Source organism: Vibrio sp. 1727 (assembly GCF_033344415.1).
Lineage (GTDB): Bacteria > Pseudomonadota > Gammaproteobacteria > Enterobacterales > Vibrionaceae > Vibrio > Vibrio alginolyticus.
Genome location: NZ_JAWPOT010000571.1, coordinates 1 through 545, shown reverse-complemented (window position 1 = coordinate 545; position 545 = coordinate 1). Strand labels below are relative to the sequence as shown.

The 545-nt window shown below is 47.2% G+C and carries 1 protein-coding gene; it reads right to left on the bottom strand.

What is annotated here, in order from left to right:
- Positions 1-545: tetratricopeptide repeat protein (locus R8O10_RS27000; protein ID WP_318192195.1), on the bottom strand; the 545-nt coding region annotated here is incomplete at both ends.

Sequence of the window (545 nt, the reverse complement as noted above, 5' to 3'; positions counted from 1 at the left end):
AAGTGGATAGCGAGCGGCTGCAACCGGCATTGGTGAACCATCAGCACGATGAATTGAGACAATTAATACCGCGTTAGGATCAAGTTGTGCTTCAGGTGCGACATTAATCGTTACTGCCACGCTTTTATCCGGAGAAACCACTTCACCCATTTGTTTGCGTGCATGGTCGATACTGCGTGAAAGGCTTTCGTAACGGCTATCGTCAGGACCGATCATCTGCTGCATGATACCCCAGTATTTAATTGCTGCTGGGTAATCTTTACGTTCAAATGCATCAAATCCGAGCAATGAGAACACGCGTAAATCCACGTAATCTTGTTGCATGAGCTTACCAAGTAAAGAACGAGCCGTTGCTTGGTCCATCTCGTCTTGAGAAAGCATTAACGCCTGAGCGTAACCTAACATAACGTCAGGATCTTTTGGCTCAAGAGCATACGACTTTTTCATAGAATCGATGGCTGTCGTCACATCGCGGTTCGCTAATGCAATACGACCGAGTAGCAACCAACCGGTTGAATCTTCTGGCTGATAATGCAGGCGCGTGC